The 621-nt window shown below is 70.0% G+C and carries 1 pseudogene; it reads right to left on the bottom strand.

The features are described from left to right. Positions 1–621 (bottom strand): annotated as a pseudogene (locus AC1DXV_RS35160) (heme utilization protein); the annotation flags it as partial.

Here is a 621-nt window from a genome sequence, read left to right as displayed (position 1 = left end):
CTGGTCGCTGGTCAGCGCGTCGACCTGCGCGGTCGTCCAGTTGCGGATCGCGGCGGTGCTCAGCGCACGCAGGTCCGACGATTCGAGGTGCGGGATCTGGTCGCTGGTGAGGGCGGCAGCCTGGGCCGTCGACAGCACGCCGAACTGCGTGGTGCTCAGTGCGTTCAGCGAATCGGAGGTCAGCGACGACAGCTGGCTGGTCGTCAGCGCGGAGATCTGGCCGGTCGTCAGCGAGGCGACCTGGTCCGAGGTCAGCGCGCCGAACTGGTCGCTGTTCAGTCCGCGGATGCCGGCGGTGCTGATGGCACGCAGGTCGGCCGATTCGAGGTTGGGGATCTGGTCGCTGGTCAGCGCGCCGACCTGTGCGGTGGTCAGCGCGGCGAACTGGGCGGTGCTCAGCGCGCGCAGGTCATCGGTCTGCAGGCCGGCGATCTGCGTCGGCGTCAGCGCGACGACCTGGGCGGTCGACAGCGCGGCGAACTGCGCGGTGTTCAGCGCGTTCAGGTCGGTGGTGCTCAGGTTGGCCAGTTGCGCGGTCGTCAGGCCGGCGACCTGGGCGGTGGTGAGCGCACCCATCTGGTCGGAGGTCAGCGCGTCGATCTGCGCGGTGGTCCAGTTGCG

This window comes from Rhizobacter sp. P3_C12, from assembly GCF_056402735.1.
This window is presented reverse-complemented; position numbering and strand designations above follow the sequence as displayed.